The sequence below is a fragment of the Endozoicomonas sp. ONNA1 genome, assembly GCF_024606325.1.
GTDB lineage: Bacteria > Pseudomonadota > Gammaproteobacteria > Pseudomonadales > Endozoicomonadaceae > Endozoicomonas_A.
The window spans coordinates 1-8,069 of record NZ_JAHHPN010000296.1 but is presented as its reverse complement, the minus strand read 5'-3'; the positions used below and the strand labels follow the sequence as shown (position 1 = coordinate 8,069).

Here is an 8,069-nt window from a genome sequence, read left to right as displayed (position 1 = left end):
CAGGATAAAATCCTGAACCGCTTTGATTTTTTTCGGATCGTCCGGATCATCGACCTTGATTATTTTTTCCGTTCCGCCCTCATCCCAGGGGCTGACCCAAAACCCATCATCCTCTTTTACGACAATGATATTCAGCTCTGACCGCAGCAGATAGAAGGGTATTTTTTTCCGCAATACCCGGTCAACCAGATCGGCTTTCACCGGCACATCGACAAAGTCACTCTTTATGTAATCCCCTGCGGGCAGTCGGCTTTTTAACTCAGCATTCAGGCTACCATAGCGCACCTTCATGGTAATACCGTCGATCAAACCCTTTCCCAGGGGCTGGTCACGCGGTGGCTGCAATACCGGTGGGCCAGTCACTACCCGAATATCGGTAACCCTTACCTCCTTTTCCAAGGCTCTTAAAATCGGCAGCTCGGCATTCCAGAAATAATTGTCGTACCTCAGCCCACCTTCCGTGAAAACATAAACCCTGCCTTGAGCACCCGCAGCAAAATAAGAGCTCGTAATGACAACATTCCTTTTAAATAACTTATAAAGCACATCTTTAGTTTTTTCCGGGTACTGCCCCCTGCTTAGTTTCCGAAGTTCGTCACCCATTGACAGCAGCTGGGCCAAACCATTCAAATCCATATCAGTAACGACTTTCTGCTTTGTGTAGTTTTCGACCATTATTTTATAACCAAGCAAAGCTTCACGGCGTTTTCCATACCAAAATGCCATATTACTTTGGTCGTCTGCATCGAAACTGAATCCCAAACGTTCCATACGGGAAATCAATATCCCTGTTTTTGGCAAACTGCCTTCCAGCACGGAGTCCACAAACAGTGTTGCCAACCTGTTAGCCTCAGTCTCGTTGACGAAAACGTGAGGAAGCGGATTCTCATTTTTCAGAATTCTTTTAGAAATCGAGCTGATCAGCGTTTCCCTTATATTGGCCGGTATCGCCTCTTTAATCGCCTGTTGATCAAGCCCCGGAATAACGACAGGAAGAGACTCGCCATTATCCGCCTGAATACGTCGGTGGACGTCTTCAATGAGTTCCAGTTTTTTCAAAACCCAGGACGAAATATCCGGGGATTGCGGGGTATCAGGAAGGGGGCGGTCTGGCCTTGCACTGCGAACCAGGTCAACAGTCTGGCCGGACAGGGTTTCCAGTTTCAGTATCGGGTCAGCATCAGCCAGTTGAATGGCTTTTGCGTAATTCTTTTCCCACTGAAACATCAGGCCGGTCTCTTTTTCTACCAGAATGTCCTTAATTTCAACGGAGCTGGCAGGTATCGGGATGGGACGCCCTTCAAAGCCGCCATCGCGCTTTTTCTGTTCTATCTGGCGATGAGCAACCACCAGCGAGTCCGCACCGACCGCCAGACGTCCCTTGATGAGTGAGCCACTCTCACTGATGACCTGATAAATTCCCCCCTTAAAGGCCGCATAACGATAAAGCCGGAACCGGGCAGATGGTTGATCCTCACCAACCATGTCCGTCAATACATCAATAACACGCCGTTCTATCGGTTGGTCAGAGAGCAGAACCCGCATTGAACAGGAAGCACCCACCACTCTTTTGCAGGTTTTGGAAAGGACGATGCCAACAGAATCTTTACCGTCGTCGGCACGGATGATTTTCGTGCCAGAAGGCTGGTATTGCTTACCATTGACCAGATAGAAATTCCCCCCCGAATCACTCCGGACAATCGCCCGGGATCGTGCCCTGACCATAGGCTCAAGGTCTGTTTCCGAAGGGTCAAGGACGGTATAGGGATTTCCTGAGTTATCAGCAGCAAGGTCTGCCATACCGTCCGCTACGGCCAGGTCTCCTTTGCGATTCCCTTTTGCTGCCAACTCAGCCATTACCGTCATACGTTGCCGGGCAGGCTGATCCAGCAGAGTCTGTTTGGACAGCTCCTGCCAGAGTTCCTCACTGATAGCGGCAATGAATTTCTGCTTATCCCAGGCGGCCGCCCCATCGTAGTGAGCCAGCAAAAACCTGACCCATTCGGTAATGGCACTGTCCTGCGGATATTGCCGGATGTACTCAATAACCTGACCGACCGCTTTACTGGCTTTGGTAGAGGGATGTTCTCGCACCAGCCATTTCAGGGAAGCCTCAAAGCCAGCCTTGTCACCATTGAGCATTTTCAGGTCGTGGGGTGCTTCATTAACCAAGGTTTGGTATAAGCGGTTATCCTGGACATCGGGCAATGCCGTTGGTTGCAGATCACTGAATAAGCCAATTCGTGAACCCAGTTCATCAAAAGAGCGCGGGTCCTCGCCCCAGACTTCCTGAACCAGACTCTGCGCGCCCTCGAAGGAATCCTTCCGTTCAGGCGGGGTTCCGGGCAGGGGGTTTTCAGTGGTGGAGCGAATGAATAAACCAATTTGGTCCTTGTAGCGAGCCATCAAACGGTTGGTGTCTTCATGCTCGACATTGGTGGCCTCGCCAACCACTCGAAAACCATCCTGTTGCAATTGCTTCCTGAGTTTTTCAGCCTGCTTACCCAGGTTTTCGTTATCCGAAAACAACATTAATGGCAGATGCCTGGACACCTTGCGCAGGTTTTCTCTGATATTAAACCGTTTTGCCAGGCTATTGATCAAACGGCCAGTACCGGGAACGACACTCAGGCCATGAGCCACGACACTGGCCCCAAGACTGGCCATGGGACGATCAAGAATAAACGCCGCGGGCAACTGTTGCCGAACCGCAGCCATCTTGGCCAGATGCGCTCCGACAGAGGCTCCCATGGAATAGCCGTGAATCACAATACGACTGGGGTCTATATTGCGATCGTTAATCAGGTACGACAGCATGGTCCGGGCATCATCCGTCAGCCCTTTCATACCGGGAGAGCCATCACTGTCGCCAAACCCCCGTCCGTTGACCGCCAGGAGATCCATGCCCTGGTTACGGTAATGCATCCAAGCGGTTTTGACCTGTTCTTCACAGGATGAATGAGTTCCATGGAGAAACAGCACGACCTTTTTATCCGCTGCCGGGCCATCATTGCCATGATGAAAATACCCCTTGAGCCTTCCACCTGTGCCCTCCAGGGTGATCCGTTCCGAGCGGCCTCTTTTCACTGCGTCGTCAAGGAGTGCATGGGTAGACTGATCCATGTAACGCCGGTCATCCGTTGAACCATAAAGCTGATCGTTCAGGGCTCTGCCAATGGAGCTGGCTGGTAGTTGATCTACCGGAGGAATTTGATCATTGGCCAACACCACCGATTGGTAATCAGACGACAGTGCATTAGTTTTTTTCCCCACAGGGTTATTGGCCTTCACGGGATCGCCCTGACTCTGGGAAGACAGCGTCCCGAGGCCTGAACTATGAGCGGCTGCCAACCCGAACAAGCGGCTAACGGTGCTGCCAAATACCTTTTCAGTAAACTGCTTTCTGTCTGCCATCCCCAGTCGCACGATCACCGGAGAATCGCCGGGGCTGTCAGAAGCAGGGGCAATCACCTGGCTTTGCTCCAGCTTCAGGTCCGGACGCAGCACCATCTCAATCTTACGACCGGTGGTTAAGTCAATCCTGTGCTCATGGGCCAGGAGCTGGGCCATACGACGTTTTCCACCCAGCTCGCCGGGGCCATTCAATTTAATCAGGGTGTCGACATCTTCCTGTAATGAACTGGTCCAACCCCGAAACACAGCCTTTTCTTTATAAAGATCCAAATCCCAGCTGATCCGCGTTTGCGGGAATACCATGGCATCGTCAGCACTGCCCGTCAGAAGGATGCTGGAGGGGCTGCCCTGTGACGGTTCAATGGTGTAACCCTCTCCGGACCTGATAGCAAACCGGTCAAACGTTCCGATTCCCAGAGTGTCAGGCTGGCCCGGTGCACCCGGCGTCATGCCAATGGTTCCCACAGGCTGATCGGCCTGCAGGACCATCCTTTTGATGGTTGAGCTTTCCCCGGACTTAATCGTCAGGCTCTTCAGACCCGTCATCTCCATCAGGCGGGCTAAGGATTCCAGCGATTCCCTGGTCACCGTCTTGCTGGCCCATTGCCCGGCAACAAACTCCGCAAGGGGTTTTACCATTCTGTGAGCCAGCTTTTTCATCCCCGGACGATTATCCATCCCGTTCGGGTCATGGCGGGCTACTTTGACCAGTTCCCTGCCCAGACTTTCCAGGCTCTGCTGATCAAGCCCTGAAATCACCGTGCTCAGCTCGCCATTAAAATGTTTACTTGATTGCGCAAGATGCTTATAGGCTCGGTCAACTTGTGAAAGAAACAGCCCGTTCTGAGCGGGATCAGCCCCCGGTTTAATACCCTCCTTCAGGGCAGAAAGTTGTGCCAGTAGGTCAGCAGGTGGAATCCCACGGCCAGAGCGTTGATTTAACGGACTTTCCTCACCCCAAAACTGCATCAGTATATTGGGGGACGAAGCACTGGCCCCAATGACTGGCTGCCTTGTGGCCTGGGGCATCATTCTGTGAAGCACCCGTTCCGTACTGTCAGGCTTCACCGGCTGCCAGGGGCTACCGGTATGGCTCACGGGCAATTGATAGGCAGGGAGCACCTTCCCATCCCGGTATCTGAGACTGAGGGCATGGTCAAACAGCTCGGCAACCGCCGTGTGAAAATCCCGCTTGACTGAATGCCCGGCAGGCAATTGACCAAAGCGACCCAGCGAGAGTTTATCCAGCGCCTCTGACAGTTGCCCGGTAAGACCCGTCAGTTTTCGCTTGCCCAGATAGGTTTTAATCGTCTCGATATCGCCCCCTGGCAACACCGACACCAGGGCATCGGTTGGCGACACCATCAGCCCGAAGCCATCAGTTTTGGGGCTGACTTGTTCCAGGGTGAAATAGTATTCAGTCAGTAAAAAGTGCATTAAAAAGGCGGTGAGGGAACGGCTCGGCGTCTTGCCACTGTTGTCTTTAGCCAACTCATTAACCAACCCAGTGGCAATGGTTTTTGCCCTTAGCACCCGATCCTGTTGTATGGATGAAGTGTTGAACCGGCCAAGGACCGAAAATGAATCAGCCAGGTTTTCATAACGGGTTTCTACATAACTGGTGGGGACATAACTGACCGGGTGCCGTTCATATTGTTGTATGGCGATGTCGGTGCCAATGGTATTTCCCAGCCGGTAGGCTGACTGATCATTCCCCGTTATCTCTTGCAGCTGCTGGTTATAATCGGCAATGACCCTGTCCAGGGATTTCTGCTGTTCCAGTTTTATACGGGTAAAACTCCTGAGCAGCAGCCGTTTGGCCTGCTGGAACTCCTTATCAGCCACTTGCCCGGCCGGAACGACCAGAATAATTTTCCCTCCATCCTCTCCGGGTTCGGCTTTTAATCCGAAGCGGATATTCGTGGGTTCATCCGTATCGACAGCCGCCGTCAGCAGGCGCTGGTAACCCGCCTCCGGTTCGCCGGTAAGCCAGACGCCCTGAATGATATCTTCAAACCACTGGACACCCTGGGCACTGGTTTTGGGAACCGGCAGTGGATCCGATGGCAAAGGTTTGCGGTTCAATGGATCGAACCCCAGTGTTTTTCTGATCAGCGCCTGCTGTTCTGTACGCCGTTGCTCCGGAAAGGCCGATGATTTGCCTGCAACCTGAAAAGCTGAAGCCGTCAGTTCAGAGAACAGCCCGGTATGTTGTGACAACCAGTTGGAGGTCATGCCTCTGTCACTGGCATAACCCGGGTCAACATGAATAACACTGAGTGACCCCTGACGATTATCGGCAGCTTGCCGGTCAAAGGGCACAGCCTGGTTGAATGGTTGTCCATCAACCTTATCACTACTCTGGTCGGAATCATGGTCCAGAGACTGAAAAATATCGCCCAAACCCGCACTGACTTCCTTAGACTCAACATCAGTGATGCCAATGGACAATGTGCGGGAAGTGGTTATGTCCTGTTTCGCTTGCGGGCGGACTGCTTTCAAAAAACCTTCCGGCAGCTGTCGTATTGAAAAAGAGTGCCCGGTCTCAGGGTTTCTAACAGACAATGCCAGCGGTGGCTGACTGCCTTTGCCAGTCAAGCCCAATGATTCAGCTGGCTTGCCATCAGAGCCATCAGAGGGTTGCTGGGCGTTTTTATCCGTCGAAGTCACCGCATACAGTTGATTTCCGGCCTTGAAGACTCTTACCCCGTCCTGAAGATGAATGGCGCTCTCTTTCTCAAGCGTTTGATAGATTTTTTTCAGGGCACCCTCTGCCCTTTTCGAATTTTTGTGAAGGACTCTGCCTAAATCAACGTCTCTCTTTGCCTGACGTAAAATGATATTCCTGTACTCTTCCTTTGACGACACCGGAAGATCAGAAAGAAGAGCCGGGTCAATAACCAGAGAGGGGCGAGCATCTTGCTGCAAATCCCGGGCAACGCCCTCCAGTTTGCTCACCGCCTGATTTTTGATAAGCGCAATATCCTGATGAATATCAACACCAAGGCGTTTAAATTTATTGCTGGTTTTATCCAGGGATTCGAGCCATCTGCCACGATAGACACCCAGAGCCAGCCTGAATTGCTTTCGGGCATCCGGTGATTTGAGGGTGTCATAGTAATCAGCAACCGCTCCCGCCAACTCAGACAACTCAGTGGGTGAATAGCGAGTCTGGCTTTTATGAATTTGTTCAATCCTTTCATACAGCCTGCCAGACTGATGAATGGCTCTTACCGCCCGAAACATATCGGAATGAGGTTCGGACCAGATTCTGAGGTTGTGTGGCTCTTCGGCGACTAAATCACTATAAAGCGATGCCCCGGGAAGATCATACAGGGGAACCAGCCTGAAGCTCTCATCCATCCCATAATACTGACCCAGGCTCAGCAACTGGCTGGTGCTGTATTTCCAGATATTCCCTGCCGGTCCCATGTCATCTTTGCCTGCTAACTGGACAGACCTGAGCAACGCCGAACCCAACAAACCGGAAACGGCTTCCCGAAGCGTTGAATCGGGTATGCTCTCAATACCCCTGGTGCCGATTTCAATCACCGGTTTGCCGTTCTCGGGGATAAGGACATGACTCTCAAACAGAGCTTTATCGGGATGAACCAGAACACGAACCTGTGGCTCACCGGCATAACGGATACTTTTTACGGTTTTCCCCAATACCTTAAGCTTGTCGTTTAATGACCCGGTCAAAAATACGTCCGTTATTTTGCTGATATCATACTGAAGGCGTGAAGTGGGAAAATCGTGATTACGCACGCCCTTGTCATAGTGGCCAATATCAAACTCCATGGAGATATAACGGGCAGGAAGGTCAAGTCTCTTTTCCGGATACAGAACGATCTTCAGTCGTCCCGGACTTTTTTCTGTCAAATAATCCGGGCCAAACAGCCGATAGGAAAGCCCTTCCTCTCCTATGGTTGACACAGGTGCCCGGTCTGGAATAGCAGGGCGGGCAGGTTCATTGAGCTGTCCTGACTCAAGGATTTGCAATAGCGGGGCCAAACTAAACCGTTCACGAAAACTGATCCGGTTGTCTTTTCCAAGCCTGTTCCTGATCTCCGATGGTGTTACACCAAGAGGCTTGTAGGAACGGTTTCGATAGGTCAGGAACCCATCCACAACATCGTAGTATTTGAGGATACTGGACACCTGTTCAAAGGTATCCGTTTGATAAACCCGACCTTCAGGATCAATGAATAAAATTTTATCATCCCGCTCGGGGTATTTGATGTTGTCCTGTTCTGTGCCATGGTGACAGACTTTGGGCAAACCCACTTTCGCCGCCGCTTCATTGATCTGGTCGATCATGCTTTCCTGAAAATGAGTCAGGGTTCCCTTGTTCGGATCAAACCTGCGCCTCTCACGCGTACCCAACCCTTCAGTCACACGTCGATAAGCGGACAGCCAACGCGCTCTGGCCAATTCGCTGGAAAACTGCCCCGCGCCCTTGTTCGCGGATAACCGTTCAATTCGAGCCGCCTCTTCCCTGATGCTATTGCCCAGGTCGGCTGAAGAACTGTCCAGGCGCTTGAACAGGGCAAACAGGTCAATGTCTGCCGTAAACAACCGATGGGAGCCATCGTCATTGACTTCTGCCATGACCTTCAGGGGGCGAAAATCCTTATATTCCGGACGCTTAATGC

The 8,069-nt window shown here is 51.8% G+C and carries 1 protein-coding gene; it reads right to left on the bottom strand.

All coding sequences use genetic code 11. The annotated features are described in order from the left end of the window. A partial coding sequence (locus KDK19_RS06990; protein WP_257291620.1) for an alpha/beta hydrolase occupies positions 1-8,069 on the bottom strand: 8,069 nt, incomplete at both ends.